This is a genomic window from Plantibacter sp. 2H11-2 (genome assembly GCF_050031945.1).
GTDB lineage: Bacteria > Actinomycetota > Actinomycetes > Actinomycetales > Microbacteriaceae > Plantibacter > Plantibacter auratus.
Map to the genome: position 1 here is coordinate 154,480 of NZ_JBNBBL010000001.1, position 20,140 is coordinate 174,619.

Annotated in this window: 14 protein-coding genes and 1 pseudogene; 2 read left to right on the forward strand and 13 right to left on the reverse strand. The window is 68.5% G+C overall.

All coding sequences use genetic code 11. From position 1 onward, the window contains the following. Nucleotides 1-39: 39 nt before the first annotated feature. Complete coding sequence (gene hrcA / locus ACQG07_RS00680; RefSeq protein ID WP_085510717.1) at nucleotides 40-1,062, reverse strand: heat-inducible transcriptional repressor HrcA; 1,023 nt, start codon at nucleotides 1,060-1,062, stop codon at nucleotides 40-42. Between the two features lie 216 nt (nucleotides 1,063-1,278). Here hrcA and ACQG07_RS00685 point away from each other — a divergent pair, with 216 nt between their 5' ends. Beyond that, on the forward strand, nucleotides 1,279-1,836 hold the full coding sequence (locus tag ACQG07_RS00685) for a DUF4870 domain-containing protein (RefSeq protein WP_234993956.1): 558 nt from the start codon (nucleotides 1,279-1,281) through the stop codon (nucleotides 1,834-1,836). Nucleotides 1,837-1,905: 69 nt separating this feature from the next. Here the strand turns inward: ACQG07_RS00685 and hemW are convergent, their stop codons facing one another. Genes hemW through lepA form a run of 4 tightly spaced genes read right to left on the reverse strand, consistent with a single transcriptional unit; the run spans nucleotide 1,906 to nucleotide 7,108 of the window. Beyond that, nucleotides 1,906-3,132: a radical SAM family heme chaperone HemW gene (gene hemW, locus ACQG07_RS00690; RefSeq protein ID WP_064295568.1), complete on the reverse strand. Its 1,227-nt coding sequence runs from the start codon at nucleotides 3,130-3,132 to the stop codon at nucleotides 1,906-1,908. Nucleotides 3,133-3,142: 10 nt separating this feature from the next. Further along, entirely contained in the window at nucleotides 3,143-3,787 is a 645-nt protein-coding gene (locus tag ACQG07_RS00695; RefSeq protein WP_229938518.1) for a DUF1990 family protein, read from the reverse strand. Beyond that, complete coding sequence (locus ACQG07_RS00700; RefSeq protein ID WP_426736893.1) at nucleotides 3,784-5,241, reverse strand: hypothetical protein; 1,458 nt, start codon at nucleotides 5,239-5,241, stop codon at nucleotides 3,784-3,786. Before ACQG07_RS00700 ends, ACQG07_RS00695 begins: the two co-directional genes overlap by 4 nt. Nucleotides 5,242-5,251: 10 nt before the next feature. Then, on the reverse strand, nucleotides 5,252-7,108 hold the full coding sequence (lepA, locus tag ACQG07_RS00705; RefSeq protein ID WP_426736894.1) for a translation elongation factor 4: 1,857 nt from the start codon (nucleotides 7,106-7,108) through the stop codon (nucleotides 5,252-5,254). 219 nt (nucleotides 7,109-7,327) lie between these two features. Here lepA and rpsT point away from each other — a divergent pair, with 219 nt between their 5' ends. Then, complete coding sequence (gene rpsT / locus ACQG07_RS00710; protein WP_064295571.1) at nucleotides 7,328-7,588, forward strand: 30S ribosomal protein S20; 261 nt, start codon at nucleotides 7,328-7,330, stop codon at nucleotides 7,586-7,588. Between the two features lie 178 nt (nucleotides 7,589-7,766). On the opposite strand, the gene holA is transcribed toward rpsT, so the two are convergent. The 8 genes and pseudogenes from holA to cydD form a co-directional block, all read right to left on the reverse strand. Further along, nucleotides 7,767-8,822 (reverse strand): DNA polymerase III subunit delta, encoded by a 1,056-nt coding sequence (gene holA / locus ACQG07_RS00715; RefSeq protein WP_071260815.1) that lies wholly within the window; start codon nucleotides 8,820-8,822, stop codon nucleotides 7,767-7,769. Between the two features lie 258 nt (nucleotides 8,823-9,080). Continuing rightward, nucleotides 9,081-11,252, reverse strand: a pseudogene (locus tag ACQG07_RS00720) (ComEC/Rec2 family competence protein); the annotation flags it as partial. A 47-nt stretch (nucleotides 11,253-11,299) separates the two neighbouring features. After that, the gene (locus tag ACQG07_RS00725) at nucleotides 11,300-12,001 is read right to left on the reverse strand and encodes a ComEA family DNA-binding protein (protein WP_274499820.1); all 702 of its coding nucleotides are present in this window, start codon (nucleotides 11,999-12,001) and stop codon (nucleotides 11,300-11,302) included. Between the two features lie 165 nt (nucleotides 12,002-12,166). Then, nucleotides 12,167-12,586 (reverse strand): hypothetical protein, encoded by a 420-nt coding sequence (locus tag ACQG07_RS00730; RefSeq protein ID WP_274499819.1) that lies wholly within the window; start codon nucleotides 12,584-12,586, stop codon nucleotides 12,167-12,169. 153 nt (nucleotides 12,587-12,739) lie between these two features. After that, entirely contained in the window at nucleotides 12,740-15,301 is a 2,562-nt protein-coding gene (leuS, locus tag ACQG07_RS00735) for a leucine--tRNA ligase (RefSeq protein ID WP_274499818.1), read from the reverse strand. 116 nt (nucleotides 15,302-15,417) lie between these two features. Then, nucleotides 15,418-16,770: an aminodeoxychorismate synthase component I gene (gene pabB, locus ACQG07_RS00740; protein ID WP_426736896.1), complete on the reverse strand. Its 1,353-nt coding sequence runs from the start codon at nucleotides 16,768-16,770 to the stop codon at nucleotides 15,418-15,420. Next, the gene (gene cydC, locus ACQG07_RS00745; protein ID WP_274499816.1) at nucleotides 16,770-18,440 is read right to left on the reverse strand and encodes a thiol reductant ABC exporter subunit CydC; all 1,671 of its coding nucleotides are present in this window, start codon (nucleotides 18,438-18,440) and stop codon (nucleotides 16,770-16,772) included. The genes pabB and cydC overlap by 1 nt, the downstream gene beginning before the upstream one ends. Further along, on the reverse strand, nucleotides 18,433-20,139 hold the full coding sequence (gene cydD / locus ACQG07_RS00750) for a thiol reductant ABC exporter subunit CydD (protein WP_426736897.1): 1,707 nt from the start codon (nucleotides 20,137-20,139) through the stop codon (nucleotides 18,433-18,435). Before cydD ends, cydC begins: the two co-directional genes overlap by 8 nt. Nucleotide 20,140 lies beyond the last annotated feature (1 nt).

The following is a 20,140-nucleotide window of genomic DNA, read 5'->3' on the forward strand; positions in this document are numbered from 1 at the left end:
CGAGGTGCGGAAGGTGTTGGGGGACGCGACGAGGATGCGTCACTCGGCGTCGAGGATGCGCGAGAGGTACCTGGCGACGGCGCGGACCGCAGCCATGTTGCTCGCGTAGTCCATTCTCGTGGGGCCGAGGACGCCGAGCCGGGCGATTTCGCCACCAGAGGAACGGTAGTTCCCGGCGAGGACACTCGTGGTCTCGAGGCCGAACGACGCGTTCTCCCGCCCGATGCTGGCGACCACGCTGTCGCGTTCGGACTCCATCTCACCGAAGAGCCGAAGCAGCACGACCTGCTGCTCGATGGCGTCCAGGACCGGATAGATGCTGCCGGGGAAGTCGTCTTCAGTACGGGCGAGGTTGGCGGCACCGGCCATGACGAGGCGGTCCTGGCGCTGCGCCGACAGCTGCTCGCGCACCGCGTCGACGATGCGGACGGCCGCCGCGCGATCGAGGTCGGCGATATCGGCGGGGACGTCGCCGATCGCGTCGTGGGCGTCGAGGAGTGGACGGCCCGCGACCGCCTCGTTGCACAGCGAGCGGAGCCGCGAGATGAGGTCGTCGTCGACCGGGCTCTCCGTCTCGATGAGCCGCTGCTCGACGCGGCCGTTGTCGAGGATGATGACCGCGAGCACACGGTTCGGGGTGACGCTCACCAACTCGAGATGCCGGACGCGTGCCCGGGAGAACATCGGGTACTGGACGAGCGCGACCTGGTTCGTCAGCTGCGAGAGCAGCCGCACCGTGCGGTGCAGGACCTCGTCGAGGTCGCCGGACGCGCCGAGGAAGGTCTCGATCGCCGTCCGTTGGGCGTTGTTCAGCGGACGGCGATCGGCCAGGTGGTCGACGAACATCCGGTAACCCTTGTCGGTGGGCACCCGGCCGGAAGAGGTGTGGGGAGCTGCGATGAGCTCTTCGTCCTCGAGCTGCGCCATGTCGTTGCGGATGGTGGCTGCGGAGACCCCGAAGGAGTGGCGGTCGACGATCGTCTTGGAACCGACGGGCTCGCGCGAGGCGACGTAGTCCTGCACGATGACGCGGAGCACTTCGAGACCGCGATCCGACACCATCTCGATCTCCTCCCGTCATCCACCTCGGAGCGCCGACCATCAGCACTCGAAGACCCTGACTGCCAATCATATCGTGGCCTCCGCGCGGCCGTCCCTTGCGCGGCCCCGTGCCGCGGGAATACCGTTGGCCGCAGGCGTGGGTCCCTGATGAGCAACACCTGGTGCGATACGCTCAGCTGGACCAATTGAATATCACTCTCCGTGAAAGGTGCGAAGATGTCCGATCCGAACGCTCAGCCGCCCGTCGACCCAGCGAAGGGCGGGTCGGTTCCGCCTGCAGGAGACGGCGCGACGCCCCCTCCCGCAGCTCCGCAGCAGCCGCCCGCAGGCGCCTACCCGCCCCCGCCCGCCGGCGGCTACGCGCCGCCGCCGCCCGCTGCAGGCTCCTACCCGCCGCCGCCCGCAGGCGCCCCGCAGTACCAGCAGCCGTACGCCGCCGCTCAGCCCATGAGCCCGTCGGACGAGAAGCTCTGGTCGACGCTCATCCACATCGGTGGGATCTTCTTCGGATTCATCCCGCCGCTGATCGGCTACCTGGTCCTCAAGGACCGCGGCCCGTTCATCAAGGCGCACACGCTCACCGCGCTGAACTTCCAGCTGACGATGCTGATCGCGCTGGTGGTCGGCTCGATCCTGACGATCGTCGTCGTGGGTCTGTTCATCATCATCGCCGTGTACGTCGTCGTGATCGTGTTCAGCATCATCGCCGCGATCAAGGCGAACAAGGGCGAGCTGTACAGCTACCCGCTCACGATCCAGTTCATCAAGGCCTGATCCGTCGAGTCGCACGAGAACAGCCCCGTCCGGTCCGCCGGGCGGGGCTGTTCTGCGCCTCGGGCAGGGTCAGTCGCCGACCAGACGGCGGACGACCGCGTCGGCGAGGAGCCGTCCGCGGCGCGTGAGCTCCAGCCGTCCGAGCAGGGCCTGCCGTGCGTCGACCAGTTCCTCGGCGATGAGCCCGGCCACCGCCGTGCGAGCCTCGGGGGCGAGCGTCCGGATCGGGATGCCGTCCCGCGTGCGGGTGAGCAGCAGGATGCGTTCGAGTTCCCGCGTCTCGTCGTCCAGGGTCTCCCGGCCGGCGGCCGGCGACTCCCCCGCCGCGATCCGCTGGGCGTAGGCCGCCGGGTGCTTGACGTTCCACCAGCGCACCCCGCCGACGTGACTGTGCGAGCCCGGGCCGACACCCCACCAGTCCTCGCCGGTCCAGTAGGAGAGGTTGTGCCGGGAGCGGTGCGTGTCGTCCGTCGCCCAGTTGCTGACCTCGTACCAGCCGTAGCCGGCCTCGGTAAGGAGATCGTCGGCGAGCTCGTACATGTCGGCCTGCAGGTCTTCGTCGGGGGTCCCCACCACGCCCGAGCGGATCTGGCGCGCGAGTTTCGTCCCGGGTTCGACGATGAGCGAATAGGCCGACACGTGGTCCGGAGCGCAGGCGATCGCCGTCTCGAGTGAGACGCGCCAGTCGGCCAGGGTCTCCCCCGGCGTCCCGTAGATGAGGTCCAGGCTGACGCCGAGGCCGGCCTCGCGGGCCCACTGCACGACGAGCGGCACCCGAGCCGGATCGTGCGTGCGCTCGAGGGTGGCGAGCACACTCGGCACCGCGGACTGCATCCCGAAGGACACCCGGGTGAATCCGGCTTCGGCGAGCGTGCGGAGATAGGCGGCGTCGACGGAGTCGGGGTTCGCCTCGGTCGTCACTTCGGCGCCGGGCGCGAGGTCGAAGTTGTCCGTCACGCCACGGAGCATCCGGACCAGGTCGTCAGCGGGAAGGAGGGTCGGTGTCCCGCCACCGAAGAACACGGTCGATACCGGTCGGTCGGGGACGGTCGACGACGCCAGGACGGACTTGCCGAAGCGGAGTTCCGCGACCGCCTCGTCGGCGTAGTCCGATTGCTTCGCGCCTCGGAGCTCGGTCGCCGTGTAGGTGTTGAAGTCGCAGTAGCCGCATCTGACCCGGCAGAACGGGACGTGCAGGTAGACCCCGAAGTTGCGTTCGTGGGCACCGACGGCCGCCGTCTCCGGGAGGAGTCCGTCGGACGGGGCCGGATCGGCGAGTGGGAGGGCGCTCGGCACGGTCCGTCGCTCAGACGCCGCGCGACGGCAGGAGTGCGCGGAGGTAGGCGTCGTTCATGGTCTTGCGGCGGCGCTTGGAGCCGACGAGCTTCGCGGCACCCTTCGTCGGGCGGAAGAACGAGCGCACGACGATCCAGACGGAGTCGTCCTCGCGCTGCTCGATCGTGAAGGACTGCTCACCGCTCTCCGGATCGCCCTCCATCGTGCCGATGGCCAGGCTCACGTGACCCGGCTCCTCGGTGACGGAGATGACGCGATGCGGCCCGACGAGCGGTTCCCCGCCGACTGTGCCGGCGAAGACGACCGTCGTGCCCGGCGTGATGAACGGCGTGCCGTCCTCGGCGAAGCGCTGCTCTTGGTGCGTCTCGATGGGTTCCAGCGGCGTACCGTCCTCGGCGAAGGCGATGCCGCCGTACTGCACGCCCGTGCCGGGGTGCACCTCGGAGATCTCCACGCCGCTCGAGCGGTGCAGTCCCCAGGTGAGGAGGGCGCTGCTCGCGAGGGCGAACCGCTCCTCACCGCTCCCGAGGCGGAATTCGTCCTCCGACGGCACGTAGCCCTCCGGCGGGTACTGCATGAGGTCGGTCCGCTGGGTGGCGCCGACGGCCGCGTAGTCGACCGCCTCATCCTCGAACGAACTGCGTCGTGCGTTCACTTCTTGTCCTTCGTCTCCACGTCACCGGAGATTTGAGGCGATGAATCTCCCACGATGTCGTCTGATGTCTTCAATACTTCCTCGGGCCCTTCGGATGGGTGGGAGCTGTCGGTCGGAGCAACCTCCGACTTAGAGTCACTCTGGGTAGTGAGAGATGGATCGTCGAGTACATCTTCCTCGATATACCTTCGAATCAGATCGCCATACTTTTCACTTCGTGCGTCACTTCTAACGTCCTTTAGAAGCGGCCAAGTCGCCAAATCCTCAGCCGTCAGGTCCTCGCGTTCAAGAAGCGCATCGATGTACCTGAAGCATGCGTCCAGCTCATTTAGGAGAGCTGCTTGCGCTAGGAGGTAACGATCATTTGAAGCGGAAAGATCCCACCCCTCAACATCTGCACGAATATACTCCAGCCCGTGAATGTTCTTCAATGTGAGCCAGACGTTCACCTGCGCAACGTGCTTCTCGGACTCGTCACGAGCATTTGCAAGTATATTCTCATTCAACACTTGGGAGTATTGCCAGCGCTCAGCTAACATCGCATCGTACGCAACGCGGTTCAGAAACATGTTCGGGCCATCGGCATCTGCGCCAAGCTTCCGCCAGACCGCCGCGAGCAGTAGAGTGCCGAGTGCTTCTAGGACAACAACTGCCCGGGACGTATACGCTGCATCAACCTCGAGAATGTCGCCGACGGTGATCCCATTTGACACGGCAGCGACGTAGCGTTGTGATGCCACACCGTTGTGATGTACCACACAGTTCCGCCGTTCATATATCTCCCGGACCTCGTCCCAATCGCAGAGCAATGACAAATCGACCTTCAACTTATCCTTGAAGAATCCCTTCCAGTCGCTAATACTCCCGAATTGCAGCTTGTTGATGCGTGACTCAATAGCCGCCTGAATCGCGGCATCAACAGATCCGAGGTTTTGCAGATCGGCCAGCGAGAATTCTTTCGCTTCTTCTCGCGACACCTGATTCAGAGACGCTGGGGCCGTGTGAAAAAAGTCAGAGGCGAGCATTGCAAGATGTGCTTCAAACCTGCTAACCGTTGACGTCAACATGGCTGCATGGAAGATCGGAGACCTCTTGTGTCTCGTCACCATCTCGGAGAAGCCGAGAAACACACGGGATCCCCACGGTTCGTCTTCGATAGCTTCGTACAGGCGGTGCAGGAAGCCGTCGCGGGTTACATCGCCGGTAGCAAAGATTGATTTCAGGACCACTCGGAGCCGATTAGAGCTGTCCTGATCGAGGGTCCGAAGCACTTTCGGTGAGGCCATGGCCTGCTCGGGAGCATCCATGAGTCCAGCTCCATCACTCAGCCCCGAATGCACCTCTCGTAGTGCGTCCATGGCGCGCGTGAATGCCTGTCCCGTCGCGTAGAACTCGAGGTCCGGGTCCCACTCAGTGGATCCATCCTGGACCACTTCGGTTTCATTCTGAGCCATTTGCTCTACCTCAGTTCTTGGTGGTCTTACTAGACTCCACGTCCCCGGAGAGCGCTGCGATGAACGCTTCCTGAGGCACCTCGACCTTGCCGACCATCTTCATCCGCTTCTTGCCCTCCTTCTGCTTCTCGAGGAGCTTGCGCTTGCGGGTGATGTCACCGCCGTAGCACTTGGCCAGGACGTCCTTGCGCATGGCACGGACCGACTCGCGGGCGATGATCCGCGCACCGATGGCGGCCTGGATCGGCACCTCGAACTGCTGGCGCGGGATGAGCTTCTTCAGCCGCTCGGTCATGAGCACACCGTAGGCGTACGCCTTCTCGCGGTGGACGATGGCGCTGAACGCGTCGACCTGGTCGCCCTGCAGGAGGATGTCGACCTTCACGAGATCCGCGGCCTGCTGGCCGGAGGGCTCGTAGTCGAGCGACGCGTACCCCTGTGTGCGGCTCTTCAGGTGGTCGAAGAAGTCGAACACGATCTCACCGAGCGGCATCGTGTACCGCAGTTCGACGCGGTCCTCGCCGAGGTACTCCATGCCGAGCAGGGCGCCGCGGCGGCTCTGGCAGAGCTCCATGATGGTGCCGACGTAGTCCTTGGGGGCGAGGATGCCCACCTTGACCATCGGCTCAGACACCTCGAGGATCTTGCCGGAGGGGAACTCGCTGGGGTTCGTGACGGTGACGACCTGCTTGTCCTCCGTCTTCACCTCGTAGGTGACCGACGGGGCGGTGGCGATGAGGTCGAGGTCGAACTCGCGCTGCAACCGCTCGGTCACGATCTCGAGGTGGAGCAGGCCGAGGAAGCCGACACGGAACCCGAAGCCGAGGGCGACGGAGGTCTCCGGCTCGTAGTTGAGCGAGGCGTCGGAGAGCTTCAGCTTGTCGAGCGCGTCGCGGAGGATCGGGTAGTCGCTGCCGTCGATCGGATACAGACCGGAGAAGACCATCGGCTTCGGGTCGGTGTAGCCCGGGAGGGCGTCGGTCGCCGGCTTCACCGCGGTCGTGACGGTGTCGCCGACCTTCGACTGCCGGACGTCCTTCACGCCCGTGATGAGGTAGCCCACCTCACCGACGCCGAGGCCCTTCGTGGGCGTCGGTTCCGGCGAGCTGACGCCGATCTCGAGGAGGTCGTGCACCGCGCGCGTCGACATCATCTGGATGCGCTCACGCGGACTCAGCTGGCCGTCGATCATGCGGACGTAGGTGACGACGCCACGGTAGGTGTCGTAGACGGAGTCGAAGATCATGGCACGCGTGGGTGCGTCCGGGTCGCCCACCGGGTTCGGGATGCGGCCGACGACGCGGTCGAGGAGTTCCTCGACACCCATACCGGTCTTGCCGGACACCCGCAGGACGTCTTCGGGCTTGCCGCCGATGAGGCTCGCGAGCTCCTTCGCGTACTTGTCGGGGTCTGCCGCCGGGAGGTCGATCTTGTTGAGCACCGGGATGATCTCGAGGTCGTTCTCGAGGGCGAGGTAGAGGTTCGCGAGTGTCTGCGCCTCGATGCCCTGTGCGGCGTCGACGAGGAGGATCGCGCCCTCGCAGGCGGCGAGCGACCGCGAGACCTCGTAGGTGAAGTCGACGTGCCCGGGGGTGTCGATCATGTTGAGCGCGAAGGTCTCACCGTTGAGCGACCACGGCATGCGCACGGCCTGGCTCTTGATGGTGATGCCGCGCTCGCGCTCGATGTCCATGCGGTCGAGGTACTGCGCCCGCATGTCGCGGTCCGAGACGACGCCGGTGATCTGCAACATGCGGTCCGCCAGGGTCGACTTGCCGTGGTCGATGTGGGCGATGATGCAGAAGTTCCGGATGAACGCCGGGTCGGTCGATGCCGGCTCGAGGGCCTTCACTGCTTGGGGGCTCACGCGTTCCTCGGGGTCAGGGGTGGAATCGGGCAACCCTCATTGTCCCACGGCGGGGAGCACCCGTGCTGCGGTACCCTGGATTGCCAGAACTCAGCCCGACTGGTAATGTTGCCTGTTGGCTTGCGTGTGAGTTGAGACCACACGAGAACTCGCTTGAAGACGCCCTCTTCCGTCCGACGGCACCGAACATCATTTCCTCGAACCGAAAGTTGACCCAACGTGGCAAACATCAAGTCGCAGATCAAGCGCATCGGCACCAACAAGAAGGCCAACGAGCGCAACAAGGCCGTCAAGAGCCAGCTGAAGACCGCCATCCGCGCAACCCGTGAGGCGGTCGTCGCCGGCGACAAGGCTCAGGCTGAGTCCGCACTCAAGCTCGCCTCGAAGAAGCTCGACAAGGCCGTGAGCAAGGGCGTCATCCACGAGAACCAGGCAGCGAACCGCAAGTCGGCCATCGCCAAGCAGGTCAACGCGCTCTAAGCGACACCAGCTGCAAGGCCCCGGCGTTCCTCGGAACGTGCGGGGCCTTTCGCGTTCCCGGGGCATTCCGTTCCCTGAGCACACCGCGGTCCCTGAGCGCAAACGGGTCCCTGAGCGCAAACGGGTCCCTGAGCTTGTCGAAGGGCATCCCGCCCGCCGCCACGGCCAGCTCGACGGGCTACCGCTCCGACAGATCGACCCCGCGTGCCGCGATGACGCCGACGAGCCGCTCGAGTGCGAACACCGGGTCGCGGCTCGCGCCCTTCACGCCGGCGTCGGTCTCTGCGAGCATTTGCACCACGCGGCCGATGCCGGCGTCCGTCCAACCGGACAGGTCCCGACGGGCGCGGTCGACCTGCCACGGTGCGAGGCCGAACTGCTGCGCGATCTGCCCGGACCCGCCACGCGCCGACGACACCTTGGCCATCGTGCGGATCTTCATCGCGAACGCGGCGACGATCGGCACTGGGTCGGCACCGGAGTCGAGCGCCTGCCGCAGGGCGAGCAGCGCTTCCCCGTGTCGTCCGGCGATCGCGGCGTCGGCGACGTCGAACGCGCTCGTCTCGAGTCGACCGCCGTAATACTTGTTGACCGTCTGCTCGGTGATCTCCTCGGACGCGTCGGCCATGAGCTGACTGCACGCGGCAGCGAGCTCAGCGAGGTCGTCAGAGAAGGCTCCGACGAGTGCCCGGAGCGCCTGGGGCGTGATGCGACGACCCGCCGTCTTGAACTCAGCCGCGGCGAAGTCGGCTTTGTCGCTGTCCCGCTTGAGTTCGGTACAGACAATCTCGACACCGCCACCGGTGCCTGAGCGGATGGCGTCGAGCAACTTCTTGCCGCGCACGCCTCCGTTGTGCCGCAGCACGAGGTAGGCGCCCTCCGGCGGTGCTTCGAGATACCGGATGGCTTCGGTGAGGAACTGGTCGGAGCACTTCTCGACCTGGCTGACGCGGACGAGCCGGGGCTCGCCGAAGAGCGACGGGCTCGCGACCGTGAGCAGCTCCCCCGGGGCGTAACTGTCGGCGGCGACGTCGTTGACCTCGAGCGAGGGGTCTTCGGAGACGAGGAAGTCGCGCAGCCGGCGGATCGCCCGGTCGGCGAGGAAGGACTCCGTGCCGGACACCAACACGATCGGCGCCGGGCGGATCTCCGACCAGCCGAGCTGCGGGATCGCCGCCGAGGCTTTGGCCGCCGTCTTGGCCTTGCCGCGACCGGCGGAACGTGGTGCAGCCACAGCGGCTCCTCTCGACCGTCCGAGTCTACCGGCGACCGCCGACGCCAGGCGGGCCGGTCGCCCGCCGCGCTCCGACCACACGCGGAACCCGCCGCCGTCGCCCGGGCCGAGGACGATGGTCCCCGACTCGTCCGTGCGGAGGACCTCGGCCCCGGTGGCCTCGTACAGCTCGAGCGCTGAGCGCGTCGGGTGCCCGTAGCCGTTGCCGGCCCCGACGGAGACGAGCGCAACCGTCGCGCCCACCCGGCGCGCCAGGCGGTCGCTCTGATCGGCGGAACCGTGATGCGACACCTTGACGATGTCGACCGCGTCCCCGAGCGCATGCCGTCCAAGCAGCCGGTCCTGTGCTTCCTCACCGAGGTCGCCGAGCAGCAGCACCGATGCGGCGAGGAGGTCGAATCTAACGACCACGCTCGCGTCGTTCCCCGGTTCGACGCCGCCTGCCGCGGGGTCCGGCCACAGGACGCGCCACGGCGCCGCGCTCTCCGGCTCCCCCAGCACCCCTTGGTCCCCGGCGCCGGCCTGCCGCACCTCGGCACCGGCCGCTCGGAGCACTCGGGCGATGCGCTCGTCCTCCGGGTCGTCGACCGGCCCGAGCAGCACCTCGTCGACCCTACCGACGACCGCGTCGAGGCCTCCGACGTGGTCGAGGTCGTAATGGGTGAGGACGAGCAGCTCGATGCGTGAGACCCCGAGTTCGTCCAAGCACGCGCGGAGCGGTTCGGGGTCGGGCCCGACATCGACGAGTGCGGTGGCGCCGCCCTGTCGCAGGAGGACCGCGTCTCCCTGACCGACGTCGCAGGCGGCGACGATCCAGTCGCCCGGCCGATGCAGGGCCGGGCCGAGTCCGTCCCCGACCGCCCGACCGCACAGTGCCACGAGCGCCACGACAACCGCCACCCCGATCGTCCTCGACCACCTCGGGGGCAGGTCCCGACGGAACAGCAGGAGCGTGGTGGTCAAGACGGTCGGCACGGTGACGAGCACGACGCCCAGCGGCCCCTCCGGCCACGGCACCCGCGCAGCAGGGACGCCCTCGAACCACCGGGCCACCGCGGCGATCCAGGTCGCCGGCACCCACCCGAGCCACGCGACGAGCAATGCGAGTGGTGGTGCGAACGGGACCAGCAGGCAGGCGAGCAGCCCGAGCATGGTCGCGGGCGCGGCGGCCGGACCCGCGAGCAGGTTCGCGGGGACACCGCCGAGCTGGATCGCGGGGTCGAGGAGGACGAGCATCGGCTGGCAGGCGAGCTGGGCGGCTGCCGGGATCGCGATGAGGGCCGCGATCCCCCGCGGGAGCCACCTGCCCAGCAGGTCCGTGAGGGGTCCGCTCAGGAGTAGCAGACCACTGGTGGCGAGCACCGAGAGCCCGAACCCGTACTGCCCGGCCAGCCAGGGGTCGGCGACGAGGAGCACGACCACCGCCAATGACAGCGCGGCGAGGCCACGGATCGGCCGCCCGAAGCCGCCCATCACCAGGACGAAGGCAGCCATGAGTGCCGCCCGCTGCACGCTCGGTTGGGGCGTCACGAGGACCACGAAGGCGACGAGGCACAGCAGGGCACAGGCGATCCTGAGCTTCCGCCCACCGCCGAGTGCCGCGACCGCGGTGCTGACGAGCCACACGATGACCGCACAGTTCGCTCCGGACACGGCCGTCAGATGCGAGAGTGAACTGCGCTGCATCGACTCCGTGACCGCGTCACTCACCTGACTCACATCGCCGATCGCGAGGCCGGGCAGCAGTTCCCCACCCGGGCCGGGCAAGGTGGACGCGAGCCCGACGAGGCCGGAACGGAGCGACGCCGACCAGTCGAGGATCGCCGGCGGCTCCCCCAGCAGCTCGGGTTCCTCCCGTGCGAAGAGCAGCGCTGCCCGCGCATCACCCGGCGCGTTCCATCGGAGCGAGCCGTCGACGCGCCAGCGCTCGCCGATCCTCGGCGCCCGATCCGCCGGCACCGGCGCGAACACGAGGACCGGGACCGAGAGGTGCTCCAGGATGCTGTGGTCTCCACTGGCCGTCACGAGGTCGGCAGCGAAGCGGATGCCGGATCCCGTCGTGACCGAACCGGTGGGCACGGCGTCGCCGGTCACCACGACCTCGGCATCCACTGGAGCGTTTCCGAGCGCTTGCAGCGCCTCCGGCTGCCGGTCAGGCGCGCGTGCGGCGATCGAGGCCGCGACCATGCCGAACAGCGCCGCGGCGCACGCGCACAGCAGGAGTGTCGTGATGACGACAGACCCTGTCCGACGCTCCCCCGGGCGATACTCCGCACGGCGACGCCGGACGACCGTGCTGCACCCGAGGCAGGCGGAGGCGACGAGGAAAGCGACCAGTACCCCACCCCAGGCCAGCGTTGGAGCCGCGCTGCAGACGGCCGCACCGACCCAGGAGACCGCCGCCGGGATGAGCAGGCGCGGGAACCGCATCGCGCTCTCACCTCGCCCGGATGTCGGTCCGGTGGCCGCGTCTGCGGTCACACCGTCGCCGCCGCGCGAAGCCCCTCGAGGGTCTTCGCGCCGATGCCTTCGACCGCGCTCAGGTCGTCGAGGGTGGCGAACGGTCCGTTCGCCTCCCGCCAGGCGACGATGCGTGCGGCCAGGGCCTCTCCGATCCGCGGGAGTGCGGTGAGTTCGGCCGCGGATGCCGTGTTCACGTTGACGAGCTGCGAGCCGGACGGACTCCCGGCAGCCGACCCGTTCGCGCCTCCGCCAGGTGGCACCTCGCCGACCACTGGGACGTACAGTTGCTCGCCGTCGTTCACGAACCGTGCGAGGTTCACGGCACCGGTGTCCGCTTCCGGTAGGAGGCCGCCGGCGGACGCTACCGCATCGAACGCACGTGATCCGTCCGGCAGCCGGTAGACACCAGGGGCCGCGACGGCTCCGAGGACATGGATGAACAGCTCCCCCGTCGCCGAGCCGGCGGGCGCGGTCGATCCCGGTGTCGCGGCGGGCACGGGGCTCGCGTCAGCCGACAGCTCCGCCCCTCCGATCGTTCTGACCGCCCCGCCTGAGGTGAACAGCGAGATGAGGATGGCGACGACGAGGGCCGCGATCACCAGTACGACGACCGCCCCGGCACGGAACTCTGGGCGCGGTAGCTCACGCAGCAGGCGGCGTGTGGCCGAACGACTGGACGGCACCGGGTGGGACATGGGTTCCGGTTCGATGGTCATCCTCGAACGCTACGAGCCCGGACGCCCCGAACCACACGCTCACCGCCGCCGCGGGCACCGAACGCACCGCGACCGCCCCTGTGGAGCGCATTCGCCTGGGATGCAGGATTCAGCCAGCTCGCCGACCGCCTCGGCGTTGACCGGTCGTCTTCCGACCGAGGGCGGTCAGACCGCTCTGCCCGCGTCGGCCCGCTCTCGTGTCGAAGATCGCCCGAACCAGATCCACAAGGGGCGAGCCGTGGCGAGGATGAGCACCGCGAACAGGCTCTGATTGATGACGCCGAACCACGAGAGTCCGCCGAGCAGAACGAAGACGGTCCAGTTCACGGCGATGTCGGCGACGATCACCGTGATTCCGAGCACGATGCCGGCGCGCCGTCGAAGGATGATCAGCACAGCGGTGATGGGGTCCAAGACCGTGAGCGTCACCCAGAACAGCCGGACGCCGGGCGGGAAGCCGCCGTAGACGTCCAACCCGCCGAGGATCAGATCCGCGGTGTGCGTGGTCGTTCCGATCAGGAAGCCGATCACCCACAGGATCTGGAAGACGCGGAGCGTTCGTACTGATGGGGCGAGAGCGGGCACCCCGTCATGCTACCGAGGAAGCACAGGCAACCGGGCGGGACGCGATCCGAGAACACCCTGCCGTCGGATGGGACACGGAGTCAGACTCGGATGATCGTGCCCGAGCGCTACGCGCGTGTTCGGGACGGGCCGCAGGGCCCGCCCCGAACCGCATCAGCCCTTCGTGGCGATGCTCACCACGCGCGGCGCACGCACCACGACGTTGACGATCTCGCGGTCGCCCACGGAACGCTGCACAGCCGCACTCGCGCGTGCGAGCTGCTCAAGTTCCTCGCCGGAGATCTTCGGCGACACCTCGAGCCGGTCGCGGACCTTGCCGTCGACCTGCACCACCGCGGTCACCTGGTCCTCGACCAACAGCGACCGGTCGGCCTTCCGCCACGGCACCAGCGAGATCGACGGCTGGTAGCCGAGCTTGGCCCACATGTCCTCGGCGGTGAACGGCGCGAAGAGGTCGAGCGCCATGGCCGTCACCTCAGCGGACTCACGCACGGCGGGGTCGCCCGCGCCGGGCCCGGCGTCGATCGCCTTCCGCGTCGCGTTGACGAGCTCCATGAGCCGTGCCACGACGACGTTGAACTTGCCCGCCTCGATGAGCCCGGGAGCCTCCGCGAGGAAATGATGCGTGACCTTCCGCAGCTTCTCGTCGCCGTCCTTCCAGGCGACGTCGGGCGAGCTGGTGACGTCGTGCGCGACCCGCCAGGCGCGAGCCAGGAACTTGGCCGAACCGGCCGGCGAGACGTCCGCCCAGTCGATGTCGTCCTCCGGCGGACCGGCGAACGCCATCGTGACGCGCAGAGCATCGGCGCCGTACGATCGCAGCTCCTGGGCGAACTCCACCAGGTTGCCCTTGCTCTTGCTCATCTTCGAACCGTCGAGGATGACCATGCCCTGGTTGAGGAGCGCGCTGAAGGGCTCGGTGAAGCCGACCTTGCCGAGGTCGAACAGGACCTTCGTGATGAACCGCGAGTAGAGCAGGTGCAGGATCGCGTGCTCGACACCGCCGACGTACTGGTCGACCGGGGCCCACTTGTCGGCCTCCTTCGGGTCGAACGCGATCTCGTCGGAGGTCGGGTTCAGGAACCGGAGGAAGTACCACGAGCTGTCGACGAAGGTGTCCATCGTGTCGGAGTCGCGCTTCGCAGGCTTCCCGCACGACGGGCAGTCCACGTTGATCCAGTCCTCAGCCGCTGCGAGCGGGCTCATGCCCTTCGGACGCAGGTCGAGACCCGCGGCGTCCGGCAGTCGCACGGGGAGCTGGTCCTCGGGGACCGGCACCTCACCACAGGCGTCGCAGTGGATGATCGGGATCGGCGTGCCCCAGTAGCGCTGTCGCGAGATGAGCCAGTCGCGGAGGCGGTAGTTCTTCGTCTTCGCGCCGAGGCCGCTCGATGCGAGCGCAGCCGTGACCTTCGGGATCGCGTTCGCCTTGCTCAGGCCGTCGAAGGGGCCGGAGTTCGTCAGGCGACCGTCGCCCGTCAGCGCGACACCCGTCTTGGCGGGATCGATCGACGGGAGGTCCTCCGGCAGCTCACCGTCGACGATGATCGGGATGGCACCGGTGACGGGCTGGGTGGTGTCCACCACGACGCGCACGGGCAGGTCGAACGCCCGCGCGAAGTCGAGGTCGCGCTGGTCGTGCGCGGGGACCGCCATGATCGCCCCGTGACCATAGTCGGCCAGGACGTAGTCGGCCGCCCAGATCGGCAGGCGCTCGCCACTCAGCGGGTTGATCGCGTAGCGCTCGAGGAAGACGCCGGTCTTCTGACGGTCGGTCGCGAGCCGCGCGATCTCGCTCTCACCCTTGACGCTGTCGAGGTAGGCCTGGAAGCGCCCCTTGACGTCGTCGGAGGTGTCGGCGACGAGCTCGGCTGCGAGCTCCGAGTCGGGCGCCACGACCATGAACGTCACGCCGTACAGCGTGTCGGGGCGGGTCGTGTACACGGAGACCGGCTCGGCACGACCCTCGATGGAGAACGAGACGTCCGCACCGTTGGATCGACCGATCCAGTTCCGCTGCATGCTGAGGACCTTGGCCGGCCAGGTGCCCTCGAGCTGGTTGAGGTCGTCGATCAGGCGGTCCGCGTAGTCGGTGATGCGGAAGTACCACTGGGTGAGTTTCTTCTTCGTCACCTCGGCGCCGCAGCGCTCGCAGTGTCCGTCGACGACCTGCTCGTTCGCGAGCACGGTCTGGTCGTTCGGGCACCAGTTGACGGGACTCGCCTTGCGGTACGCGAGGCCCTTCTCGAACAGCTGGAGGAACAGCCACTGGTTCCACCGGTAGTACTCGGGGTCGCTCGTGTGCAGCTCGCGGTCCCAGTCGAACGAGGGGCCGTACTGGCGGAAGCTGGCCTTCTGCTGCGCGATGTTCGCGTAGGTCCACTCGCGCGGGTCGACACCGCGCTGGATGGCCGCGTTCTCGGCGGGGAGACCGAACGAGTCCCAGCCGATCGGGTGCAGGACGTTGAAGCCCTGGTGACGCCAGTACCGCGCGACGATGTCGCCGAAGCCGAACGCCTCGGCGTGACCCATGTGCAGGTCGCCCGAGGGGTACGGGAACATGTCGAGCACGTACTTGCGCGGACGTTTGTCGGCAGGATCGCCTGCTGCGAAGGGCTTCAGCTCGTCCCAGACGGGAAGCCACTTCTCCTGGATCGCCTGGAAGTCGTACCGCTCGCCGTCTCGGCGGTCGTCGGTGTTGCGCTCGTCTGACACGTCACTCTCAATCACTGCAGGTGCTGGGGGTGGAATCCCGTGGGTTGCTCGCACGGCGCTCGGCCGCAGGATGGACGGGCTGGAGCGCACGCCGGCGCTCCGTCCAACGGTCAAGCCTACCGGGATTCGGCAGGCGGACGTCCGACGCCGAGTGCCGCCAGCGGGGCCGCCGCCTTGGTCCACGTCTCCTCGAGCTCCTCCCGGGCGTCGGACAGCGCCGTGATGCCACCACCCGTGCCGATCGACGCACCCTGCGGATCGATCACGATCGAGCGGATGACCATGGCGAGGTCCATCGATCCGTCCGCGGACAGCAGGCCGAAGGCACCGGCGTACACCCCGCGCGGTCCCGCTTCGAGGTCGTACAGCAGCTCCATCGCCCGGCGTTTCGGGGCCCCGGTCATCGATCCGGCCGGGAATGCGACCTCGACCACGTCGAGGGCATCCAGCCCTGCGCGCAACCGTCCTTCGACGGTGCTGACGAGTTGGTGCACCTGCGGGTAGCTCTCGACGTGATGGAGCGCCGTGACCGCCACCGAACCCAGCTTGCAGACCCGGGAGAGGTCGTTCCGCATCAGATCGACGATCATGAGGTTCTCCGCGCGCTCCTTGGGACTTGCGAGCAGGTCGGCGCGCTGGAGGGCGTCCTCCTCGGGATCGGCACCTCTCGGCCGGGTCCCCTTGATCGGCTTCGTCCGGACGCGGCCGTCGGCTGAGACCTCGAGGAACTGCTCCGGAGACGCGCTCGCGAGACTGATCGAACCGAACTGGAGGAAGCCGCCGTGGTGCGTCGGGCTCGTCCTGCGCAGCCGCAGATAGGTCGCGAGCGGGTCGTGGACCCCGTCGACGCGCAGGTGGTTCGTCAAGCACAGCTGGTAGGCGTCCCCACGGGTGATGTGCTCCTGGCACCGCTCGACGAGCCGCAGGTACGCGGCATCGCTGTGACGGGGCGTGCAGACCCCGCCGGCCGCCACGGTCACGGGAGGAGGCTCGGCCGCCGTGCTGAGCCGCTCGACGACCGTCGCGATCCAGTCGGGATCGTCCGACGAGATCGTCACCGTCCGCGCCGCATGGTCGAACCGCACCTGGTCGTCGAGGCGCAGGAAGAGCGCGTCCGGGGAGGCCGCCGAGTGTGCCGGAACCCCGACGAGCCCTGCCCCCGACTCGTAGCCGAACCACCCGACCCAATCACCCGGGTCGTCGTCCGCGCGCACGGTGCGGAGAGCGTCGAGCATCGTCGACCGGTCGACCGAGGCGGTCACCGGGGTGACGCGCTCCACCGTGCCGAGCCGGACGTCCGCGGCGAGGCGTTCGGTCCCGCGTCCGATGAGACTGACGCCGGTCCGGGCGCCCTGGCCCGAATCCAACCAGGCAGCCCAGGGCTCGTCAGCGAACACGCGTCGGTAGACGTCCTCCGGCTCGGACCAAGCCGGGAGGACGACCTGCCGGCGTGCTCCGATGGATCGCATCAGCCGACGGCCGCGATCGGCGGCGCGACGATCCGGAGGCGACCGGTCACGAGGTCGTCGGGAACCGGCGTGTGCGAGATCACGATGACCGCACGACCCTCGGATCCCGCGACACCGAGCAGGTCCTCGAGCAGGGCGGTCGCGCGCTCGGGATCGACGTTGGCGGTCGGCTCGTCGAGCACGAGCACGGGGAACTCGCGGAGGAGCGCGCGGGCGAGGGCGATGCGTTGCGCCTGCCCTCCGGAGACGAGCGCGCCGTGCTCCCCCACCGGGCGGTCGAGTCCGCCGCGCTCAGCGAGCCAGGACGAGAGCCCGACCCGCTCCAGCACGGCCTCGAGCTCAGCGTCGTCGGCCGTATCCCTGGCGAAGAGGAGGTTCTGGCGGATGTCTGCGTCGAAGAGGAACGGACGCTGCTCGACGAGCCCGACCGACTCGCGCAACGTGTCCGGGCGGAGGTCTCGTGCCTCGACGCCGCCGACGCGGTACCCACCCTGGTACTCGAGGAAGCGGACGAGGGCGTGCGCCAGCGTGGTCTTCCCGGCTCCGCTGTCGCCTTCGACGAGTAGCCGGTCGCCGGCCGACAGCCGGAAGCTGATCGGTGCGAGCGCCGCCGCCGTACTCCCGGGCCACCGTGCGCTGAGGTGCTCCGCCTCGAGCATGACGCCGTCGAACACCGGCGTGAGGATGCTGCCGGTGTCCTCGTCCGGGATCTCGCGTGGGCGCTCGCTCGGGACCGCGTCCGCCACGCGCTCGGCGCTCGCGACCGCTTCCCGCCAGGCCCCGAAAGCCAGGGGCACCATCGCGCAGACCTCGAACACGGCGAGCGGGACGAGGACGATCACGGTGAGCGCGGGGCCGCCGATCGTTCCCAACGCCGGCATGCCTGCCCAGAGCGCCGCGACGACGGACGCCCCGGAAGCCAGGGAGAGGACGGCGCCGGCAACCCCGGCGCCCGCGGCCCGCCGCACCATCGCACGTGTGAGTGCCGCGTCGGCATGTTCGATCCGTGCCCGCGCGGCGTCGACCGCGCCGTAAGCGGTCAGCACGTCGAGACCGGTCACGAGCTCGAGCAGGGCTTCCGACAGCGCACCGCGCAGCGGCGCGAGTTCGCGTTCGGCGCGCGCCGCCACCCGACTCACGAGCAACCACGAGACGAGGAACGCCGCGACGAGGCAGACCGCGAGCGCGATCCCGGCGGCCGGGAGCAGCGCGGTCGTGAGGATGACGGAGGCTCCGGCGACGACACCCGAGACCACCAGTGGTTGGACGACCCGCAACGGCACGTTCTGCAGCTCGTCCACATCGGTCACCAGGCGGGTGAGGAGGTCGCCCCGGCCGGTCAGCTGCAGTCCGTCGGGAGCCACCGGGATGACGCGTTCGATCATGCCGGCGCGCAGCTGCGCCAATTGACGGAATGCAGCATCGTGGCTCAGCAGGCGTTCGAGGTACCGGAAGGACGCCCGGGCCAGCGCGAACGCGCGCACCCCGACGACGGCGACACCCAGCTCCACGATCGAGGGCTGCTCGGCTGCCTTCGTGATGAGGAACGCGCTCGAAGCGAGGAGGGCGACGGCGGCACCCGCGGAGAGGATGCCGGCCAGGAGTCCAGGGACGAAGCGGCGCGCCGGCGGCTGCGCCAGTCGGATGATCTGTCGGACGCGGTCATCCATGGAGCATCACCTCGTCGCCCTGGACGCGTTCCGACCGCACGCGGATCTCGAGCACGGCATCCGCGTGTTCGACGATCGACGGTCGGTGGGTGATGACGATGACGGCCGCCCCGGCCCGAGCGGCGTCGCGCGCAGCGTCGATGACGAGCGCCTCGGACGCGGCGTCGAGCGCCGAACTCGGTTCGTCGAGCAGCAGCACCGGCGTTCCGGCATTCGCCGGGGTGCGCCGCAACCGGTAGAGGGCCCTCGCGATCGCGATCCGTTGCGCCTGCCCACCGCTCACGCCGTCGCCGACCGCGCCGATGGGGTGCCCGAGCGGCAGCGCGGACAGCCCGAGTGCCGACAACGCCTCGACGATGAGCGCCTCGTCGGGTGCGTCATCGCCCAGCGCGACGTTGCTGCCGACCGTCCCCGCGATGAGGACCGGACGCTGCGGCGCCCACGACAGCCAGCGTCGTCCACCAGGCGTGGGCGACATGCGTCCTCCGTCGTGCAGGATCGATCCGGTGGCGTCCACGAATCCGAGGATCGCCGACGCCATGCTCGTCTTCCCGGCTCCGCTGGCGCCGACGACAGCCGTCACCACGCCGGCCGGGAACGTTGCGTCGAGGTCGTCCAACACCCGCAGCTCGTCGTATTGCACGCCGAGACCGTCGAGCACCAGGCCAGACGTCCGGCGAACGGAGTCGCCTGCTGTCGCCGGTGCGCCGAGCTGATCAGGAACGGACGGGGATTCGCGGACGGCCTTCGCCTCATCGAGGATCTCGAAGACCTCGTCGGCGGCGGTGACCCCCTCCGCGGCAGCGTGGTAGTTCGCGCCGACGTTCCGCAGTGGCAGGAAGGCCTCCGGGGCCAGGATCAGGACGAAGAGCCCCGTTCCGAGGAGGAGCGAGCCGTCGAGGAGCCGGAGGCCGATGCCGACCGCGACCACGGCGACGGCGAGACTCGACAGCAGTTCGAGGGCGAAGCCGCTCACGAACGAGAACCGCAGGACCTTCATGGTCTCGACGCGGTACTCCTCGGTGACGGTTCGGACCCGCTGCACCTGCCGGTGCTGCCGACCGAACAGCTTGAGGGTCGCCATGCCCGCGACGAGCTCGAGGAACCCGCGCGACAGATGGGCCAGGGTCTCCCACTGGCGCCGCTGCACCGCCTGGGTCGCGAATCCGATGAGGATCATGAAGACGGGGATCAGCGGGAGTGTCACGATCACCGTGATGCCGCTGAGCGGGTCCTGGATGAAGATCACCGCAGCGATGATCGGCATGGCGATCGCCGTGAGGATGAGCTGCGGGACATAGCGACCGAAGTACGCGTCCAGGGCGTCGAGCCCGCGGCCAGCCACGGTCGTCAGGGCGGCAGAGCTCCGACGCGAGACCCAACCCGGCCCGAGCGTCTCGAACGCGCCCGCGAGGGCCCGCCGCAACTGACTGCGGACGATCGCGGAGCCACGGGCGTTCACCGAGTCGGATGCCAGGACGGTCCCGGCACGCAGCACCACGATGCCGATCAGCAGCCAGAGCGACGGCAGGAGCTCCTCGACCGGATCCCCCGCGATCGACCGGGACACGAGCTGGGCCACGAACCAGGCGAACCCGAGCGTGCAGGCGGTCTGGACGAGCGCGATGACCGCGCCGAGTCCGAGGATCGACCGGGCTCCGCGGGCATAGCGGAGCAGTCGCGGATCGAGGGGGCGCACG